This is a genomic window from Austwickia sp., from assembly GCA_016699675.1.
Classification (GTDB): domain Bacteria; phylum Actinomycetota; class Actinomycetes; order Actinomycetales; family Dermatophilaceae; genus Austwickia.
Map to the genome: position 1 here is coordinate 3,042,814 of CP064985.1, position 18,832 is coordinate 3,061,645.

At 69.5% G+C, this 18,832-nt stretch carries 12 protein-coding genes and 5 pseudogenes; 6 read left to right on the plus strand and 11 right to left on the minus strand.

Annotated features, from left to right (window positions below):
- Window positions 1–11: 11 nt before the first annotated feature.
- The 7 genes and pseudogenes from IPK37_13940 to IPK37_13970 all read right to left on the minus strand — a co-directional run bounded on the left by IPK37_13940 (window position 12) and on the right by IPK37_13970 (window position 6,373).
- A complete protein-coding gene (locus IPK37_13940; GenBank protein ID QQS00035.1) occupies window positions 12–1,628 on the minus strand; it encodes an aminopeptidase P family protein in 1,617 nt (538 codons plus the stop codon).
- Between the two features lie 355 nt (window positions 1,629–1,983).
- Window positions 1,984–2,232: pseudogene (locus IPK37_13945) on the minus strand (transposase).
- Window positions 2,233–2,267: 35 nt separating this feature from the next.
- Window positions 2,268–2,699 carry an IS3 family transposase gene (locus IPK37_13950; GenBank protein ID QQS00036.1) on the minus strand — a complete coding sequence of 144 codons (432 nt, stop codon included), beginning with the start codon at window positions 2,697–2,699 and terminating at the stop codon, window positions 2,268–2,270.
- A 176-nt stretch (window positions 2,700–2,875) separates the two neighbouring features.
- Window positions 2,876–4,278 (minus strand): annotated as a pseudogene (locus tag IPK37_13955) (IS1380 family transposase).
- Window positions 4,279–4,369: 91 nt separating this feature from the next.
- Complete coding sequence (locus IPK37_13960; GenBank protein ID QQS00037.1) at window positions 4,370–4,867, minus strand: IS3 family transposase; 498 nt, start codon at window positions 4,865–4,867, stop codon at window positions 4,370–4,372.
- Complete coding sequence (locus IPK37_13965) at window positions 4,864–5,115, minus strand: transposase (protein ID QQS00038.1); 252 nt, start codon at window positions 5,113–5,115, stop codon at window positions 4,864–4,866. Before IPK37_13965 ends, IPK37_13960 begins: the two co-directional genes overlap by 4 nt.
- A gap of 106 nt (window positions 5,116–5,221) precedes the next feature.
- A pseudogene (locus IPK37_13970) lies at window positions 5,222–6,373 on the minus strand (IS1380 family transposase).
- Between the two features lie 233 nt (window positions 6,374–6,606).
- On the opposite strand from IPK37_13970, the gene IPK37_13975 reads away from it, so the two are divergent.
- Window positions 6,607–8,010 (plus strand): IS1380 family transposase, encoded by a 1,404-nt coding sequence (locus tag IPK37_13975; GenBank protein QQS00039.1) that lies wholly within the window; start codon window positions 6,607–6,609, stop codon window positions 8,008–8,010.
- Between the two features lie 171 nt (window positions 8,011–8,181).
- On the opposite strand, the gene IPK37_13980 is transcribed toward IPK37_13975, so the two are convergent.
- From IPK37_13980 to IPK37_13990, 3 genes are all read right to left on the minus strand, one after another.
- Window positions 8,182–9,651 (minus strand): hypothetical protein, encoded by a 1,470-nt coding sequence (locus IPK37_13980; GenBank protein ID QQS00040.1) that lies wholly within the window; start codon window positions 9,649–9,651, stop codon window positions 8,182–8,184.
- Between the two features lie 391 nt (window positions 9,652–10,042).
- Complete coding sequence (locus IPK37_13985) at window positions 10,043–10,993, minus strand: IS3 family transposase (protein ID QQS00041.1); 951 nt, start codon at window positions 10,991–10,993, stop codon at window positions 10,043–10,045.
- Complete coding sequence (locus IPK37_13990; GenBank protein QQS00042.1) at window positions 10,990–11,280, minus strand: transposase; 291 nt, start codon at window positions 11,278–11,280, stop codon at window positions 10,990–10,992. Before IPK37_13990 ends, IPK37_13985 begins: the two co-directional genes overlap by 4 nt.
- Before the next feature lie 489 nt (window positions 11,281–11,769).
- Here IPK37_13990 and IPK37_13995 point away from each other — a divergent pair, with 489 nt between their 5' ends.
- The gene (locus IPK37_13995; GenBank protein QQS00043.1) at window positions 11,770–12,507 is read left to right on the plus strand and encodes a threonine/serine exporter family protein; all 738 of its coding nucleotides are present in this window, start codon (window positions 11,770–11,772) and stop codon (window positions 12,505–12,507) included.
- Window positions 12,390–13,376, plus strand: a complete 987-nt coding sequence (locus IPK37_14000) for a threonine/serine exporter family protein (protein ID QQS00044.1) — start codon at window positions 12,390–12,392, stop codon at window positions 13,374–13,376. Before IPK37_13995 ends, IPK37_14000 begins: the two co-directional genes overlap by 118 nt.
- 122 nt (window positions 13,377–13,498) lie before the next feature.
- Here IPK37_14000 and IPK37_14005 read toward each other — a convergent pair whose 3' ends face one another.
- On the minus strand, window positions 13,499–14,647 hold the full coding sequence (locus IPK37_14005) for an alanine--glyoxylate aminotransferase family protein (GenBank protein QQS00045.1): 1,149 nt from the start codon (window positions 14,645–14,647) through the stop codon (window positions 13,499–13,501).
- Window positions 14,648–14,815: 168 nt separating this feature from the next.
- On the opposite strand from IPK37_14005, the gene IPK37_14010 reads away from it, so the two are divergent.
- The 3 genes and pseudogenes from IPK37_14010 (at window position 14,816) to hutU (ending at window position 18,825) form a co-directional block, all read left to right on the plus strand.
- Window positions 14,816–16,270 (plus strand): dihydroorotase family protein, encoded by a 1,455-nt coding sequence (locus IPK37_14010; GenBank protein ID QQS00046.1) that lies wholly within the window; start codon window positions 14,816–14,818, stop codon window positions 16,268–16,270.
- 11 nt (window positions 16,271–16,281) lie between these two features.
- Window positions 16,282–17,064: pseudogene (locus IPK37_14015) on the plus strand (helix-turn-helix domain-containing protein).
- 95 nt (window positions 17,065–17,159) lie between these two features.
- A pseudogene (hutU, locus tag IPK37_14020) lies at window positions 17,160–18,825 on the plus strand (urocanate hydratase).
- Window positions 18,826–18,832 lie beyond the last annotated feature (7 nt).

Sequence of the window (18,832 nt, forward strand, 5' to 3'; positions counted from 1 at the left end):
GACAGCCCGGGTCAGGGGAGCAGGCCCGCCATCCACTCCTCGACGGCACTCGACGTACGGGGTAGGTGGTGCGAGAGGACCTCGCAGCCGTCCTGCGTCACGAGGACGTCGTCCTCGATCCGTACGCCGATGCCGCGCAGCTCCTCCGGGACGAGGAGGTCCTCGGACTTGAAGTAGAGGCCGGGCTCGACCGTCAGGATCATGCCGGGCCGCAGCTCGCCGTCCATGTAGTCCTCGCGCAGCGCCAGGGCGCAGTCGTGTACGTCGAGGCCCAGGTGGTGGCTGGTGCCGTGGACCATCCAGCGGCGGTGCCACTGCCCCTTGTCCTTGTCCAGGGCGTCGTCGACGGTGACGCCGTCGGGGAGCATGCCCCAGTCGTACAGGGTCTGCGCGATGACCCGAATCGCGGCGGCGTGGACGTCCTTGAACTGGATGCCCGGCCGGATGGCCGCGATGCCGGCCTCCTGGGCGGCGTACACGGCGTCGTAGACCCGGCGCTGGGCCTCGGTGAATCGGCCGTTCGCCGGCAGGGTGCGGGTGATGTCCGCGGTGAAGAGGGAGTCCATCTCGATCCCGGCGTCGAGCAGCACGAGGTCGCCGTCGTGGACGTCGCCGGTGTTTCGGATCCAGTGCAGCGTGTTGGCGTGGTCCGCTGCGGCACAGATGGATTCGTACCCCACGCCGTTCCCCTCGTGGCGCGCCGTGCGGTTGAACGTGCCCTCGATCCAACGCTCGCCACGGCCGCGTCGGATGGCCTCGGGGAGCTCCGCGACGACGGCCTCGAACGCAGTCGCGGTCGCCGCGCACGCCGCGCGCATCTGGTCGACCTCCCAGGCGTCCTTGGCCAGGCGCATCGTGGACAGGTAGCGGCTGAGCTCGACGTCTGCGGCGTACTCGTCCTGCGCCTCGCTCTCCTCCTGGCCCTCGTCCTGCGCGGACTCTTGACTCTGGCTGTGGGTGGCTTGCTGGGCGGCGGCGTCGACCTGGGCAGCCGCGGCTTTCTGGGTGACCGCTGCGTCCTGGGTGACCGCGGCGTCCTGGGTGACGGTGGCGCGGGCGGCGTCGACCTGGGCGGCCACCATCGCGTCGGCCTCGCGGACCACCCGCAGCTGGATCAGACCGACGTCCTTGCCCACCTCGTTCTCGAACTGGGCCAGGTCCCGGGTCTCCAGGCCCAGCTCGGCACTCACCGAGGCGAGCCCGGGGCGGCGTCCGACCCAGAACTCGCCGTACCGCGCGTCGGCGAAGAACTCGTCCGTGTCCCGGCCCGAGGTGGGACGCAGGTAGAGGATCGCGTCGTGGCCGCCCTGCTCGGCGGGGTCCAGGACGAGTACGGCGTCCGGCTCGCGGTCCGCGCCGAGGCCGGTGAGGTGCGCGAACGCGCTGTGCGGGCGGAACGCGTAGTCGCAGTCGTTGCTGCGGACCTTCAGTCCGCCCGCGGGGATGACGAGGCGCTCGCCGGGGAAGTGCTCGGAGAGGCGGCGGCGCCGGTCCGCGGCGTAGGCGGCGACTTCGGCGCGCAGGGGGAGCGTCTCGTCGGGGTCGGCCCATCCCGTGGCGATGTACGCCCGGAACTCGTCGGTGACGGGAATCCCCCGATGCTCGGCCTTGGTCTGCTTCTCGCTCACCCGCCCACCATGCCACGGGGCCGGCCCGTGGTCGGCGCTGGGCCGGCAGGGCGCCCTTCCGTCCTTGCCGCCGGTTCCCGACGTCCACGCTCACTGCAGCGAGTGCTTCCCTCGGTTTCCGGTGCCACCGCGGGAAAGCAGCTCTCTTTGGTACGCCGACGCGCCGTACCGCTGCAGCGAGAGCAGCGGTACGGCACGTCGATCCGGCGCGTTAGCCCCGGTCTTTCATGACGGTGCCGACGACGGCATCGCTGCGTGGGGTGAGTCGATGACGGTGCGCGGGTACGACATTGGGCCGGCTGGCGCTGCCGGGCTGCGGTTCTCCGGGTCGTGATGTCGTGGGCGGACGGGGGGGTCAGGCGGGTTGTGGGATCGCGGCGATGTTGGCGAAGACTGCGACGATCGCGGCCGCCCATGGCCACGACTCGGGTATCCGCAAGCGTCGTCGGCGGGCGCTGTGAGTCAGCCGGGCTGGGACGTGAAGGAAGCGGTAGCGCAGCGCTTTCGGCTCACACGCCGCCAGCGACTTCGCGTCTCCGGTCAGTGCGAGGAGCCGGGTCCATGCGGTCAGGTCGGCAGCGATCTGCACCAGCATCAGCTGGGCTGCCCGGCGTTTCTCGGACTCGGTTATTGGGTTTGTCAGGCAGCCTGACTGGGATGTTGGAAACCGTTTAGGACTTCCCAGGGTGTTTGATACCCGAGACGGGAATGATGCCTGCGCCGATTATAGAACACTTCGATGTAAGCCGCGATGGCCCGCGCCGCCTCGTCACGCGTCGCGTAATGACGACGGTTAACTAGTTCGACTTTCAATGCGCCGTTGGTTGATTCGGCTAAGGCGTTATCGTAGCAGATACCGGTTCGACCTACAGAACGCTTCAGGCCCAACCGGTCGAGGACGAGGCGGTATTCTTCGGAGGTGTAGTTGCTGCCGCGGTCGCTGTGGAATACGGCACCATCCGGAAGGGTGATGTTACGGGCGGCCATCTCGATCGCGGCGGTGATTAGTGTGGTGCGGTAGTGTTCGGCCATGGCCCACCCCACGATCGCCCGCGAATAGCAGTCGATCACTAACCCGGATGTTGCATGGGGGCTTGCTGGTGGGGGCCGGGCCGTCGTTGACGCCTCGGTGGGGCTGATTCTGGCCGGTGGGTATGACAATGTCCCGGGGCGGCGCTTCCGGTGGGCGTCGTCTTCCACGGACGAGGGCTGTGTTGCGGGTTGTCGGGGCGGGGTGGTGGCGTTGCTCAGGGCGGGGCCAGGATCGCGAGGCGGTCCCATCCGGTGGTGAAGAGTCCCGCCCAGGGCGCCGTGACCTTGACGTGGAGCAGGCGTTGCCTACCGGTGTGGGCCAGGGTGGCTGCGATGGTGAAGAGCCGCAGCCGTAGCGTCTTGGGTTCCCAGCGGCGGGCCTGGTGCTCGGGGTAGGCCAGCATGCCCATCCACGCGATCAGGTCGTTCGCGAGTTGCACGATCAGGAGCCAGATTCGGTTCTGGGCGAAGCCCTGCAGGGGCAGGTTGGTCAGGCCGGTGTCTTTGGCGATGCGGATCCGGTCTTCGCAGCGGGCCCGGCGCCGGTGGCGTAGTTCCAGGTCGGCCAGTTGCCCACGGGTCGTGTTGGTGACGAAAGCGGTCAGCCGGTACCCCTCGACGTCGGTGAAGCGGAGTTGGGCGCCGGGGTGGGGTCGTTCGCGTCGGACGATGACCCGCATCCCGGCCGGGTACCCCGTGAGGAGACCCTTAGCCGCGAGGAGGTCGGTGAGCTCGACGACGGCCGCGCCGTCCCGGACGTCGCCGTCGGCGTCGAGGGCGACCTGCCAGGCGGTCTCGGGGATCAGCGCGTACAGCTGGGGCGTGCTGGTGGGCAGGGTGTACCCGATGGAGTACGACAGGCCGCGCCGGTCCAGGAAGGTCAGGAACTCCCGGGTGCCACCGGCGCCGTCGGTGCGGATCAAGACTTTCTTGCCGGGCCGGGAGGGGTTGATCCCGGGCACCGCCGCCAGCGCCGTCTTGGTCACGGCGATGTGGTCAGCGGCCGTGTTCGACCCAGCGTTCCCCGCTCGCAGCAGCATGCCGAGCGGTTCGCCGGTGCCCGTCTTGCCGTGGTCGAGGAAGGCGCACAGCGGGTGGAAGCCGTAGCCATGTTTGAACGTGGCGGCGGCGTTCTCCTTCTCGGAGTGGGCCGTGATCAGCGTCGCGTCAAGGTCGATGACCAGCGGATCGGTTGCTGAGGCTGCGTGGTTCGGGGCATGGGTTCCGGCCCGATGCCACACGTGGGCGCGGGCCGCGGTTCGGGCGCGGCCACGGCCTTCTCCACGGCGGTGACCTGCGAGGTCAGGGACGCGATCGTCCGGCTAATCGTCGCATCGGAAGCGACCGGCCCGTACAGGGCGGGCTCGACTCGTAACAACGTCACGTCGCGGCAGGCGTCCCCACCCAGGGCCAGCGTGATCGCCAGATCGAGCAGCACCTTGGCCGGGTCATGCCGGGCCAGCGACTTACGCCACGGCGTCAGCGCCGCACTCAACGTCGCGGCCAGCCCCGACACTGTCGCAGTCTGGGCCAGCAGCGCCCCACCGGCCTGGGCAACCGCCGGAACGGTGGCCGCGTCGACCTTGATTCTGGGGTAGATCCGGGTAGTGTGCTTCACCTGAAAGGTGCTCCCTTCGACCCGGCAATATCGACCTCAGCAATCGATATTCTCCCAGGTCAAGAGCACCTTTCAGCGTTTACCGGCCACACTAACCATGAAATCTCCGGGCTAACGCCACATACAACCAGCCTTGGCCGGTCGGGACGTAAGTGATGTCTCCAACCAGTTTGGCACCCGGGGAATCGGCACTGAAGTCACGGCCGACCAGATCGGGGATGTCCGCCACCTGCGCGGCCTGGCGGGTTGTGCACCGCCGCGAGGTCCGAGGCTGGCAGGCAACGAGCCCCAGCTGGCCCATCACGGCACGCACGGTCTCGGGGTGGCAGGGGTAGCCACGGCGTGAGAGCACTGCGTGGATACGCCGGTACCCGTAGCGACCCTCAAACTCCGCAAACACGTACTCGATCATGGCCGCCAGTCGAGTTCGCCGCGTCGCGGTCGCCGATTCCGCCCGTGAGGACCATTCATAGAATCCCGACGCGGACACCTCGAGCCATCGGCACATCTGCCGCACCCGATACCGCGCCGTGCCATCTGGATTGCGAGTCGCCTTCTCCGCCGCGATGCACGCGTACTTCGCGCTCACCGGAACTCCTTGGCGAAGAAGGCCGCCGCTTTTCCCAAGAATTCCCGCTCCAGCCGAAGCTCGCGAACCTCGCGTTCGAGTTCCGCTAGCCGGGCGCGTTCGGACACCGATAGTGGGGGCTCTTCGGCGGGGTGCTCGTCCTTATGACGCTTGACCCAGGACCGCAGCGTCTCGGTGCCGAGGCCGTTCTCACGGGCCACCTGCGAAACGGTCTTCCGTCCTTCGACTTCTAAGTACAGCCGGACCATCTGCTCGCGATACTCCGGGCTGAAACGATGCCTTGCCCCACTCATGTTCCTCTCCTCTTGAATAGGATCCTATTGGATCCTGTGTCCGAAAGAAATAGGGCACCTCAAGCCACACCCGGTTGATCTCGAACTCCCGCGACGGGAACCGCCCCAGCCCCGAGTCCTTGGCGTGCCGGATCCGGTCCTCGACCCGAGCGTGCGCCCGATGCCGGGCCTCGAGGAAAGCCAGTTGTCCGGTCGTGGTGTTGGTGACGAAGGCTTGGTAGCGCCAGCCGTCACGTTCCTCGAACAGCGACAGTTGGGCGCCGGGATGGGGTCGTTCGCGGCGCACGATGACGCGCATTCCGGTCGGCCAGCTGCTCAGGTCCAAGAGCCCGGTGAGCTCGGCGACGTCACCTCCTTCGCGGATCCCACCGTCGGCGTCGAGTGCCGGGGTCCAGACCTTCTTCGGGACCAGGTCGATGGCGTCGCGGATCTTCTCGGTGACCGCGAAACCCACGCTGTACTCCACGCTGCGGCCACGGACCCGGTTCTGCTCGGTAAGCCAGTCCAGCAGCTTGTGCGATGCGCCCGCGCCGTCGGAGCGGATGAGCAGCTTCTTGCGGTGCGTGCCGGGGATCTGCGCGATCGCGTCGGTGAGGACCTCGATGTGGTCGGCGGCGGTGTTCGAGCCGGCATTGCCAGCGCGGAGCTTGGCGGCGAGGAACTCACTCGTGTTGTCGCACCACACCCCGAGTGGGTGGAACCCGAAGGTCCGCTTGAACGTGGCCGCCGCGTTCTCCTTCTCGCTGTGGCTGATCACGATGGTCGCGTCGGTGTCGAGCACGATCAGATCGTCAAGATCGGTCCCGGCGACCTTGCTCGCCGGGACGCCGTCAGGCAGCTGGGACCAGACCTGGCGGCGGACCCGCGCCCGCGCGTTCTGGATCCTCTTCAACCGGCCAGGTGTGACCTCGTCCAGTGCCCGCCACACCGTCGGCGCCGACGCGACACGGCCCAGCACGCTGGACTGGTGGCGCAGCACGTCGATGTCGGCGATCGCCTCCCCGCCGTCGGCGAGCATCACCGCGACGTCGGTCAGCACCCTGCCGCGGTCGTGACCGGGGACGAAGTTGCGGCGGACCATCACCTTGGACAACTCGGACGTGAGGCCGACCCGGTCGGCCAGAAGGCGGGTGGCGACGCTGCCCGCATGGGCCACCACGCCGACACCATCGGAGGTCACGGACAAGCCGGTAGACCACGAAGTACGCTTCACCTACGGAGTGCCTTCCGGTTCGGAGATCTTGAGTCGTCGCAAACCCAAGTTTCCCTTGCTGGACAGGCACTTCCGTGCTTCTACGCGCCGATCACACCCGAGTCTCGTGAACGATCCGGGTTAGCCCGGAGATTTCATTGCGTTGAGCGTACCGTGACGTGAGAAGTGCCCTTGAGCTGCGAGGATGTCGGTTGTCTAGGTCGAAATCGTCGTAGTCGAAGGGCACTTCCCAGGTGAGTAAGCGTAGCGGTCCCTATCCCCATGTCCGAGTTGACACGGCGGCGGTGCCCGCGGTGGCCCATGCCGGTGGGGTGCTCTTGGCCCGGACGGCGACCACCACGGGCTTGGCGGCCTCGTTGAGCGCCGCGTTGGGGCCGTGGCGTAAGCGGCTGGCTCGCCATGACCCGGCCAAGGTGCTGGTGGATCTAGCGATCGCCCTGGCGTTGGGCGGTGACGCCTGTCGGGATGTCGCGTTGCTGCGTGCCGAACCGGGCCTGTATGGGCTGGTCGCCTCCGATGCCACGATCTCCCGAACGATCGCCACGTTGGCTGCTGACGTCGGTGTCGTGGAGCAGGCGGTGGCGGCGGCCCGGACCGCAGCGCGAGCCGTGGCCTGGAAGCTGGCCGGTGCCCACGCCCCCACTCACCAGGTGTCAGCGGCTGCTCCGCTGGTGATCGACCTGGACGCCACGCTGATCACGGCCCACTCGGACAAAGAGGCCGCCGCGGCGACGTTTAAGAAGACCTTCGGATTCCACCCCTTGTGTGCCTTCCTCGACCACGGCCCCGAGGGCACCGGCGAATCCCTGGCGATGCTGCTGCGGCCCGGGAACGCCGGCTCGAACACCGCGACCGACCACGTCGCGGTGACCAAGAACGCGCTGGCCGCGGTGCCCGGGATCAACCCGTCCCGGCCGGGCAAGAAGGTCCTGGTCCGCACCGATGGCGCTGGCGGCAGCCGCGAGTTCTTGGGCTTCCTGGCCCGCCGGGGCCTGTCCTACTCGATCGGGTACACCCTGCCCGCGGCCACCCCGGACCTGTACGCCCTCGTGCCCGCGACCGCGTGGCAGGACGCCTACGACGCAGACGGCGCCCTGCGCGAGGGTGCGGCCGTCGTGGAGTTCACCGACCTGCTCGCCAGCAAGAATCTCCTGAAGGGGTACCCGCCCGGGATGCGGGTGATCGTCCGTCGCGAGCGTCCCCACCCCGGCGCGCAGCTGCGGTTCACCGACGTGCAGGGCTACCGGTTGACCGCGTTCGTCACGAACACCACCCGCGGGCAGCTCGCCGACCTGGAACTACGCCACCGCCGCCGGGCCCGCTGCGAAGACCGGATCCGCATCGCCAAGGACTGCGGCCTGACTAACCTGCCGTTGCAGGGGTTCGACCAAAACCGGATCTGGCTGCTGGTCGTGCAGATCGCTGGCGACCTGCTCACCTGGCTGGGTCTGCTCGCCTACCCCGACCACCAGGCCCGCCGGTGGGAACCCAAAACCCTCCGGCTACGGCTCTTCACGATCGCAGCGACCCTGGCCCGCAGCGCCCGAGCGCGACTCCTGCACATCAAGACCACCGCGCCCTGGGCCGCGCTATTCACCGCGGGCTGGGACCGCCTCACCGGCCTCGCGCCGCCCTGACCAGCGAATACCCCGGCCCCAACGAACCGCAGCCCATCCTTGTCCGTGGAAGACGACGCCCACCGGAAACGACATCCCGGGGCGTTGTCATACCCGACAGCCAGCATCAACTCCATCGAGGCGTCACCGACGGCCCGACCCCCACCACGGCAGCACCGTGCAACATCCGGGTTAGCCAGCGAAGGTCTTCGAACCGTCCCCGGCAGCTCCAGCCAAGGAGAAGCCTGCCTTCGGCTTGGCAATGATGACAATTTGGCCGGTACCCGGAATCGTGAATGTCTTAGAAGTGCCGGTGGCGACCGTCACGGCGGTGCCATTCACGGTGTAGCTGACGTTGTCCACCCCGGTGAGGGTCACCGTGCTGTTCGAGGACACATGTGTGATCGAAGCAGACGGGTCCGGGACCGTGATGTTCGGATTGGTGAAAGTGATGGTGCCACCGAAGCTGCCACTGAGTAGGTAGTCCGTGCTGGCAGCCTCTGCCGTCACCACCACACTCGCGGTCTTGACAGGGGTCTTGGTCTCTCTACCCGCGGTCACCTTCACCTCGACGCCGTCGATCTTCCACTTCACCCCCGCCGGGCTCGTGATCGCGACAGCGTCTGCCGCCGTCCCCGGGTTGTCCACGGCGGCTACCACGGTGTCGACCGCATTGATGGTCTTTGGCTGGTACTGGAAGCTCTTGAGGTATTCCGCCACCGCCCCGGAGGCATTCTTCACGGTGTAACTCGCCGGGTCGGACGAGGTGGCGGTGATCTTCACGCCCATGGTTGCCTGGTTCTTCGCCTCGGCAGGGAACAGGTCGGACAGCTTCTTGGTCACCGCCGACTTGGCGCCGCTAAGGTCGATCGGAACTGTTGTCGCCCCCCCCGTGGCCGTCCAACTCACATTCGCGACGGGTGTCACGGTGACTGCATCGCCGCTGGTGCCGTCGGCATCGATGAACTTCGGTTCGGAGGCAGCGGGCACGATGACCGTCGCAGGCCCGGTGGTGACTGCACGGGACCAGGCAGTGGCCACCGGAGTGAAAGCCCCGCTCTTGAAGAGGGTGAAGCCGGTGACCTCAGTGGCTGTCACCGTGACCGCAGTAGTGTTCGCCGGAAGGACCAGGTTCTTGGTCTTCGCGCCTTCGAACCAGGTGGCGTAGTAGTCACCGTCAACGGCGGAGGCTGGGGTGGTGGCGACGGTCCAGGTGACCCCGGGCAAGTTGCTCAGCGTGACCGCGTCACTGCCTGTTCCCGGTTTATCCGTGATCACCGGTTCCGCGGTCGTCGCCACGGCCTGGTATGTCTGCTTGGTTTCGAAGGTGTACGTCGGGTAGGTCGTGGCGTCACACTTGACGACGACCAGGGTCTTGTCGGCGCCGGGGTACGTGGCAAAGACCACGTTCTTGCCACCGGAAGAAGGGCTGACTGGGGCGTTGCTCCCCACTGTGACTGTCAACGTCCCATTGCAGGTCGCTGGGGTTGGCAGATTGATGTAGTCGCGGAGCCAGCCTGGCCCGTCGTAGACGTACAAGGATGTCGGAGCCGCGGCGTTGGCGGACATTGTCGGGGCTACCAGGGCGGCGCCAATTAGCGGCAGGGCGACGGCGGCGAGCCGAGCGCGACTGCGTGGGGCGCGGTGCTTGGGGGCGGACATCCGAATCCTCTTTTCGTGGGCCATCTTCCGTGATAGCGACGCCCCGCGAGCGGGGTGCGCGGCAGGTCGCGTGGTCCGACCGCCTCACCGGCCTATACGGCTGTCCTGGACCTTCAATAGATGATCGGAGAAGTCACGAATCGATAACGGAACCAGAAGCGGTCCAGCTCAGAGCCGTTCGCCCGGATTTGAGCCGGGATCTGGGCTCGGCGGGGTGGCCAAACCGGCTGAAGCACGCGGTCGGTCGCTGAGGGCGGCTTGTTCGTGAGGCCGTTCCAGACCACGGGTTGCGGCACCCTCGTCAGGGCGATTCCGAGGATGAGGAGGGGGGCCGAGTGCCGCGCCGGGGCGACCCAAGGGTTGTGGTTCCCCCCGAATCGTGGAGGTTTGGCTATGCGGCTTCCCGGGCGGTGGCCGCAGTGGTTTCGTAGGCGATGGGGCTCATCATGCCTGCTGAGCTGTGTCGGCGCTCGTGGTTGTAGAACCCGTAGCACCAATCGAGCAGGACGGCCTGGGCCGCCTGGGTAGTGGTGAACTCGTTCCGGCAGAGGACTTCCCACTCCAGGGAGGAGAAGAACGCCTCCGCGGCTGCATTGTCGAAACACGATCCGACGCGTCCCATGGATTGACGGATCCCGAGCCGGCGGCACAGCCCGGTGAAGGAGTTCGCCGTGTAGGTCGAGCCCCGGTCGGTGTGGAAAATGACCCGCTGCGACTCGTTTTCCCGCCAGTTCGGGCCGTTGACCGCGTCGATGCCGCCGCGGGCCGCGACGGCCATCGTGATCGCCGCGCACGCCAGGTCGGCGTCCGGGTGGATCCCAGTCGCGGCACCGAGCAGCCGCCGCGAGTACAAGTCGATCACCGTGGCCAGGTACAGCTTCCCGCCCGTGGTCGGGATCTCAGTGATATCCCCAACCCAGCGGGCGTTGGGACGCTCAGCGGTGAAATCCCGGCGCAGCAGGTCCGGGAACTTCGGTGCCGCCTTGTCCTGCCGGGTTAATCCGTTGCGGCGCTTCATCTTTCGCGCGACCAGGCCCTGCCGGCGCATCGAGTCAGCGACCGTCTTCTCACTCACCGTCCACCCGTCCACGACCAGATCGGCGTGTAACCGCGGAGAACCGTGCAGCCCACGACGCTTCCGGAACATCACCGCCACGGCCCGGTCGATCGTGTCCCGGCGCCGGTCCCGATCGGTGTGCAGACCTGAGCTCGCGGCCGGGCCGTTCGCGCGGCCCACCCACTTGTAGAACCACGCCAGGCTCACCCCGAGCAGGGCGCAGGTGAACGTGTGTGGCACCCGGTAGTTGGTCCTCTGGTCAGCGATGAAGCGTGCCACGCTCACTTCGTCGCCTCCTTCACCCACAGGACCACGGATCGCTTGAGGACATCACGCTCCATCCGCAACTCGGCGACCTCAGCGCGCAGGCGCTTCAACTCGTCGTAATCGCCCGTGGACAAGCTCGATGTCCCCTCTCGCGCGGCGCGTGACCTGGTCACCCAGTTCCCCAACGTGTCCTCGTTCACCCCGAGATCGCGCGCGACCTGCGCGATCGGCTTCTTGGTCTCTTCGACGATCCGGACCGCTCCCTCACGGAACTCCCGGTCGTACTTCTTTCGTCTCTCTGGCATCTCAATCCTCATTGTCGATGCCTCCACGGTCCGGGGGGAACCTCAGGTTGCTGGCTGGCATGGACAGCGATCAGGCCATGGAGCCTGTCGTGATCGCAACAGATAACCTGCCCTGAAAGGTGGCCAACGTCGCAGTGCAAGCATTCTCGCGCCCCAAAGGGCTCCTCCCCACTGATGCTCCACTTCGCCGGGCGGAAGTTGCCTCGCCCGCAAACGTGCACCACAAGAATTTTGTGTGCCGAGCGCGGGCACCCGGCAGGACTCCGTCCTCCATGAGGTGAGGCGAACAGGCGCCGCCGCACGACGTACCGTGCGGGTTTGCCACTGCGCCACTCGGGGACCGAGGCTTGCCGGGTGGGGCGAGGCGAGGAGCGGCGCGGCAAGGCGCGGGGCGGCGAGGCGCGGGGCGGCGAGGCGCGGGGCGGCGACAGGGGGCGTACCCGCAGAGACGGGGAGCTGCGGGCACGGGCCGATGGCCGAACCTCCGGCGTGGGCCACCGGGAAGGGTTGCTGGAGTCGGCGTACCAGCAGTGGCCCGACCAGATCGCACCCCCGCGCACGGTGTCCAAGGACGGAGAGGCGCGGTCGGACGGCGTACCGCTCGCCGCGTCCCGGGACGACAAGACCAAGGCGAGGGCTTCCGCGTCGGCGACCAGGCGCGGCGCGAAACTCCGCGCCCGCGGTCTCAGCGCCACGGCGCTCCGGTCGCGACTGTTGCACGCGGTCGAGGGCGCGCCGCCCACGTGGGGCATGCGGCTCAGCTCCGTGGCGGATGGCGTAGCCGAGGCGCGGGCCCGGGCGGTCATCGACCTCGCGATGCGGATCGCCGAGGCTCTCCTCACGACCGGGTCGTCGGCGGCGGACGTGACCGCGACGGTACTGCAGCTCACGGACGCGTATGAGCTGAAGTCGGTGCACGTGGACGTCACGTACACCTCCATCACGGTCTCGCATCACCGCGGCGCCGACGAGGACCCGGTGACGATCATGCGGGTGGTGTCGGGTCGCGCGACGGATTCGACCGGCTGCAGCGCATCCAGGCGCTCGTCCGGGAGGTTGCCGAGGATCCCGTTGCGGTCGATCAGGCCCGCGCCCGGTTCACGGAGATCATGGAACGCCCGCACCCCTACCGGCGTGGGCTCGTCTCCGCGGCCAACGCCGGCCTGGCCGCCGCCATCGCAGCGCTGCTCAACGGAACCCCGCTCGCGATCCTCATCACGCTGGTGACCGCGGTGGCGATCGACCGGGCGCTGGCCTGGGTGGCGGCCCGGCGGCTCGCGGCGTTCTTCGCGCAGATCGTCGGTGGTGCCATCCCGACGGCCGTGGCGGTGGCGCTGATGTACGCGCGCGACCACGACGTGCCCGGCCTGGCCGACATCTCGCCGTCGGTGGTTGTCACGGCCGGGATCGTCGTCCTGCTGGCTGGGTTGCAGCTGGTCGGGGCCGCGCAGGACGCGATCGACGGGTACTACGTGACGGCGACCGGCCGCGGCTTCGAGGTGCTCCTCATGACGCTGGGCATCGTCGTGGGCATCCTCGTCGTCCTCGGGGTGGGTCAGCGGGTGGGGATGCCGGCGTATGTGCCTCCCTCGACCGCCTTCGTCGCCTCTCCCGTCGTGCAGATGGGGCTGGCCGCGCTCGTGTCCGCGGCGTTCGCGCTGACGACGTACGCCGGGCCGCGCACCGTCCTTGTGGCGCTGGCGTCCGGGACCCTGGGCTGGGCCGCCTATCTGACGGCCTCCGCCGCAGGTTTGGCGGCCGAAGCGGCCAGCGCCTGTGGGGCGTTCGCGGTCGGGCTCGGCGCGCAGGCCCTCGGCAGGGTGTTCCGGGTCCCCGCGCTCGCCATCACCACCGCCGGGATGATCACCCTGCTGCCGGGTGGGATGGTCTACCGGGGCCTGTACGAATACATGGCCCGCGGCTCCGACGCCGGCCTCACCACGCTGATGCAGGCCGGGACGGTGGGGTTGGCATTGGCAGCGGGGGTGAGCCTGGGCACGTACGTCGGACGGCCCGTCGGCGAATCCCGCGCCTCGGCGTCCCAGACGCATGCGCTCTCGCGGGCGCTCAAGCGGCGGGCCCGACCCTCGCGGTAGCCGAAGTCAAACTCGTCACCATGGTTGCGGGAGCCATCACCATGGGCGCGGTCTGGGGGCCGAAACTCGTCACCATGGTTGCGGGAGCCATCACCATGGTTGCGGAGGCCGGGGGTGTGGGCTCAGGAAGACGACGCCGCGGGGTAGCCCATCTCGTCCAGCGCCGCCGCCAAGCGAGCGACGCAGGCGTCGACGTCGGCCCACTTGTCCAGCCCGAACAGGCCGAGCCGGAACGTCGAGAAGCCCTCCGGTTCCCCGCACTGGAGCGGTACGCCGGCCGCCGCCTGGACGCCGACCTTGGCGAAGGCCGCCCCGGTCTTCAGCTCCGGGTCGTCGGTGTAACACACCACCACCCCGGGGGCCTCGTACCCAGGCGCCGCCACCGACGAGAAGCCACGCTCGGCGAGCAGATCCCGCACCCGGGCGCCCAGCTCCCGCTGCGCCTTGTCCAGCACGTCGAAGCCGACCTCGCGGGCCTCCCGCATCACCGCGGCGTTGCGGGCCAGGGCGTCGGTCGGCATCGTCGCGTGATAGGCGTGCTTGCCCTCGACGTACCCCTCCGCGATCGGCACCCACTTGCGCAGGTCCATCGCGAAGCTGTCGCTGGTCGTCGAGTCGAGCGCCGTCCGCGCCGCCTCGCTGAGCATCACAAACGCGCCGCACGGCGACCCGCTCCAGCCCTTCTGCGGGGCCCCCACGATGATGTCGATCCCCAGCTCGCGCATGTCCGCCCACACCGTGCCGGACGCGATGCAGTCGAGGACGAAGAGGCCGCCGACCTCGTGCGTGGCGTCCGCGAGCGCGCGAATGTACTCCGGCGGCAACAGGATTCCCGACGCGGTTTCGACGTGCGGGGCGAAGACCAGCTCCGGCCGCTTCGACCGGATCGCCGCCACGACCTCCTCGATCGGCGCGGGCGCGAATGGCGCCGTGGCTCCCTCGCCCGCCTGTCGCGCCTGGCACACGGTCACCTCGGCGGCGAGCCCGCCCATCTCCAGGATCTGCGACCACCGGAACGAGAAGAAGCCGTTCCGCACGACGAGGCACCGCTTGCCGCGGGCGAATTGACGGGCCACCGCCTCCATGCCGGTCGTACCGCTGCCGGGCACGATGCCGACCGTGTGAGCGCCGTACGCCTCCTTCAGGATCGCGATGATCTCCTGCATCACGCCGATGAACCGCTGCGACATGTGGTTGAGCGCTCGGTCGGTGTAGACCACCGAAAACTCCAGCAGGCCATCCGGGTCGACATCGGTGCGTAGGGCAGTCATGGCTCCCAATCTAGCCACCACCGGTCGCGCCGCATCCGGGAGGCCCGGCGGGCACTGCCCGAAAATAGCCCGTCCGGACGGTCGGTGGCCGCCGTCCGGCCTGCGGTTCTTCCCAATCTGCGGGAAGTCGCTTGGGAGCTGGGCGGCCCGCGACTTACCTTTCCCGACATGGCACACGAGGAACGCGTCGATCTGATCGTCACCGGAGTCCTGGGCTGGGACGACGGCCGGTACTCCCGTGGTCGGGTGTCCGTGGCCGACGGTCGGATCGTGGCGGTCGAGGCCGCCGACGACGCGGTGCCATCGGCCGTGGCGGGCGCCGGTGCTCAGCAGGGCGGCACGGCGCGGGCCGATCACGCGCGCGACCGTACGCCGAGCGCCGGCGCCCGCCACATCGACGTCGGCACGGCCTTGGTGTTGCCGGGGGCGGTCGACGCGCACGTGCATTCCTACTCCCACGCCGGCGAGGGGCTGGTGGCCTCGACGAGTTCGGCCGCCGCGGGCGGGGTCACCACGATCGTGGAAATGCCGTTCGACGGTCCCGGCCCCATCAACACGGTGGATCGTTTGGCGGCCAAGACCGAGTTGGTGGCGCAGCAGGCCGTGATCGACGTCGCCCTGCTCGGCACTCTGGAGCCCCATGGCGGCTACCGCCGGGCCGAAGAGCTGGTCGCCGCAGGGGCGGTCGGCTTCAAGGTTTCGCTCTTCGACACCGACCCGCGCCGGTTCCCGCGGATCGACGACGCCGATCTGGTCAACGTCATGGCCGCGATTCGGGGCGCCGACACCACGGTGTGCGTGCACGCCGAGAACAACGAGATCATCAAGGCGGCCTTGGCCGATCCGGCGCACCAGGACTCGACCGATCCGCTGACCCACTGCCGCACCCGGCCTCCGGTCAGCGAGACCCTGGGGGTGCTCACCGCCGCCGAGGTCGCCCACTCGCAGGGGGCCCGCCTGCACCTGTGCCACCTGTCGCTGGGCCGTTCGATCCAGCTCTCCCAGTGGTACCGCAGCGACGGCGCCGACCTCACCGTGGAGACCTGCCCGCACTACCTCACCTTCACTGAGGACGACATGCGCCACCACGGCGGGCGCCTCAAGATCAACCCACCGCTGCGGCCCGACGCCGACCGGGAGGCCATGTGGTCCGCCCTGGCCGCCGACGTGGTCGACTGCGTCGTCTCCGATCACGCGCCGTGGCCGGTGGAGATGAAGACGCACGAGCGGATCCTCGACAACCACTCCGGGGTGCCGGGCACACAGACGTTGGTCGCGCTCACGCTGGGGGCGGCGCTGCGCCGCTACGGGCTCGGCCCGCAGTTCCGCCGCGCCGTCGACGCGCTCACGATCGCGCCCGCCCGCCGCTACGGCCTGGCGGCCCACAAGGGCCAGCTGACCGTCGGCGCCGACGCCGACCTCATGGTCTTCACCCCCTCGGACGACCCCATCAGCGCGGCGGACCAGCGCTCCAATGCCGGCTGGTCGCCCTACGACGGGCTGGCCCCGGGGGGAGCCGTCACCATGACGATCAGCCGCGGCCGGGTCGTCTGGGACGCCGACCAGGGCCTCCTCGGCGCGCCCGGCGAGGGCCGCTGGGTGACCCGGGGCGGCCCGTCGTGACCCCCCAGGGGTTGTCCTCGCTGGACCGCGGGCTGCGGGTGCTCGCGCTGGTCCAGGACCGGGGCCGGGTCTCCGTCGCGCAGATCTGCGCCGACCTCGACATGCCCTCCTCCACGGCGTACCGCTACGTGCGCGCCCTCCAGGCCGCCGGCTTCCTCATGGAGCAGCACGGTCAGCTCCTCCCCGGCGGGCGGATGGCCGAGGAATCCACCGAGGGGCGCAGCCACCTCGTCGACGTCGCCCGTCCGGTGCTGCGCGACCTCGGCGCCCGGTCGGGGCTGACGGTGGCCCTCACCGTGCGGGTCCACTCGGCGGCGCTGTGCCTGGACACGCGCCGCGCGGCCTCGATGCGCACCACCTCGCTCGCCTACTGCCCCGGGGAGATTCGACCCCTGTACGCCGGCGCCAGTGTCACCCCTCTGCTCGCCTACGCCCCCGACGATGTCGTCGATCGGGCGCTCGGCGCCGGGCTGCGGCCGTTCACCGCCGCCACCCCCTCGGCCGAGCAGATCCGGGCCGAGCTGCCGGACATCCGGGCCCGCGGGTTCCACATCACCGAGGGCTGGATCAACCCGGGGCTGTGGGGCATCGGCGTGCCGGTGCTCACCGACGGGCGCTGCCTGTGCGCGCTGTCCCTGGTGGGCCCCACTCCCCAGGCCGACCCCGAGGGGGCCCTGGTCCTTCTGTCGGAGGCGGTCGAGCAGCTCCAGCAACGGGTACCCGCCAGCCTCTCCTCGACCTGGCTCCCGCCGCACGAAAGCCCTTATCCCATTACTCCCGGAGGATCGTCATGACCGACCCGGACAGCCCCCGCGGGCCCCGCCTGGTCAAGGCCGAGCGCGGCCTGGCCCTGCGCTGCCGGTCCTGGCGCACCGAGGGCCTGTTGCGGATGCTCGAGAACGTCCTGGAGGTGGGGGAGCGACCGCAGGATCCCGTCGTGTACGCCGCGCTCGGTCGCGCCGCCCTGAACTGGGCGGCGTACGACGCCATCGTCGAGGCCCTGCGCACGCTGGCCGACGACGAGACCCTCATCCTGCAGACCGGTCGCCCCGTGGGGGTGCTCAAGACTCACCCCGAGGCGCCCAAGGTGCTCTCCGCCGTCAACAACACCGTCGGGCGGTAGGCCACCGAGGAGACGTTCTATCGGCGGGCGGCGGCGGGCCAGACCATGTGGGGCGGGCTGACCGCGGCGGCGTGGCAGTACATCGGCCGCCAGGGCGCCCTGCAGGGCACCTACGAGCTGTTGCGCGCCGTCAACCGGGTGCACTTCGGGGACGCCGATCCGCGCGGCCGCTGGATGCTCACCGCCGGCCTGGGCGGCATGGGGTCCTCGCAGCCGATCAGCGCCAAGATGGCCGGCTTCTCCTCGCTCACCGTGGAGATCGACCCGGCGAAGATCACCCGGCTGGACGCCGCCGGCGGCGCCGACCTGACCACCGACGACTTGGACGAGGCCCTGGCGGCGCTCGCCCGCGGGACCGCCGAGGGCGTCCCGGTCGCGGTGCTGCTGCGCGGAAGCCGCGATCGTGTTCCCCGAGCTCGCCCGGCGGTACGCCGCCGCCGAGCGGCCCCCCGGCTGCCCCGGCCGGCCCGATGTCGTCACCGACCAGACCGCGGCCCACGACGTCCGCTACGGCTATGTCCCGGAGGAGTTCACCCTGGAGGACTGGGTGACGGCCCGCGAGGACCGCCCCGCCGAGGTGGAGGCCGCGGCCCGCGCCAGCATCGCCCGCCAGGTCGAGGCCATGCTGGCCTTCCAGGCGGCCGGCTCGGTGGTCTTCGAGAACGGCAACAACCTGCGGGTGCAGGCCATCGAACACCTCGGCGAGGCCGAATCCGCGCGAGTGCGGGCCATTGCCGGCTTCATGGACGCCTACCTGCGACCGCTGTTCTGCCGGGGCATCGGGCCGTTCCGTTGGGTCGCGCTGTCCGGAGACGACGCCGATCTCGCCGAGGTCGACCGCATCGCCGCCGAGCTCACCCCAGACCGGCCGGAGGTGGCGCAGTGGCTCGCGCTGGCCGCCCGGCACGTCCCCGCCCAGGGGCTCTCCGCGCGGTCCTGCTGGCTCGGCCACGAGGAGCGCTCCCGGGTCGCGGTGGCGGTCAACGACGCGGTGGCCTCCGGCCGGATCAGTGCGCCGGTGCTGTTCTCCCGCGACCACTTGGACTCGGCCGGCATGACCCACCCGCGGATCGGCACGGAGGCCATGCGGGACGGTTCCGACGGCGTCACCGACTGGCCGCTGCTGGATGCGATGGTGCTGGCCAGCGGTGGTGCCGACCTCGTGGCGATCCACTCCGGCGGGGGCGGGTACGCCGGCTGGATGCAGTCCGCCGGGGTCTCCGTCGTCGCCGACGGCACCCCGTCCGCGGCCATCCGGCTGCGTCGGGCGTTGGACGGCGACTCGGGACTCGGCGTCATCCGCCACGCGGTCGCCGGCTACGAGACCGCCCAGCAGGCCGCCGAAGACACCGAGACCCTGCGGCTCACGACGTACCGATCCCCGGCGGAAACCGGCGACCACGCGTCGCCCGCCGCCCCCCACGATTCCTAGGAGGAAC

What these genes read in the sequence shown, in the direction of transcription:
- IPK37_13965 (QQS00038.1), bottom strand. Translation starts at nt 5,115, where the DNA reads ATGGTCCGGCTGTACTTAGAAGTCGAAGGACGGAAGACCGTTTCGCAG.
- IPK37_13980 (QQS00040.1), bottom strand. Translation starts at nt 9,651, where the DNA reads ATGTCCGCCCCCAAGCACCGCGCCCCACGCAGTCGCGCTCGGCTCGCC.
- IPK37_13990 (QQS00042.1), bottom strand. Translation starts at nt 11,280, where the DNA reads ATGCCAGAGAGACGAAAGAAGTACGACCGGGAGTTCCGTGAGGGAGCG.
- IPK37_14000 (QQS00044.1), top strand. Translation starts at nt 12,390, where the DNA reads ATGGAACGCCCGCACCCCTACCGGCGTGGGCTCGTCTCCGCGGCCAAC.
- IPK37_14005 (QQS00045.1), bottom strand. Translation starts at nt 14,647, where the DNA reads ATGACTGCCCTACGCACCGATGTCGACCCGGATGGCCTGCTGGAGTTT.
- IPK37_14010 (QQS00046.1), top strand. Translation starts at nt 14,816, where the DNA reads ATGGCACACGAGGAACGCGTCGATCTGATCGTCACCGGAGTCCTGGGC.